Below are 401 nucleotides of genomic sequence, written 5' to 3'. Positions count from 1 at the left end.
CTGCAAGCCACCCGCTGGGCCGACGACGCCGACGGCGCGGCCGATCTTGCGGTGCTGCTCGGGATCCTGGTCACCGCGGCGGAGCGCCGCCTGTCCAACGGAAGGCAGTCATGACCGAAAGCGACGTCATTCTCAACGAACTCGCCCAAGGGCTGTCCCTGTTGTCACAGGGCATCGAATGGTCCGACGGTCTCAGCCCGGAGAACGGTTTGAGACATTGCTGTTCCTCCGCCATCACTGCATCCAAGCTCGCGCCGTCATCCAGGATGGACCGGAGAGCATCAGCCGTGCCGGACTGCGCGTGACGCATACACCTGCTGTGCTGGTCACACGCGGCCGATCGACCAGCAGCTGGGAAAGATCGCTGAACGACGTGGCCTGAACAGCTGCGATCAGGACAC

General features: G+C 64.1%; 1 protein-coding gene. It reads left to right on the top strand.

Annotated features, from left to right (window positions below; translation table 11 throughout):
- Nucleotides 1-178 precede the first annotated feature (178 nt).
- Entirely contained in the window at nucleotides 179-382 is a 204-nt protein-coding gene (locus LPA54_RS40935) for a DUF5958 family protein (protein ID WP_228985482.1), read from the top strand.
- The last annotated feature ends 19 nt before the right edge of the window (nucleotides 383-401 follow it).

The organism is Streptomyces sp. DH12 (assembly GCF_020873895.1).
In the GTDB taxonomy this organism is placed as follows: domain Bacteria; phylum Actinomycetota; class Actinomycetes; order Streptomycetales; family Streptomycetaceae; genus Streptomyces.
This window is presented reverse-complemented; position numbering and strand designations above follow the sequence as displayed.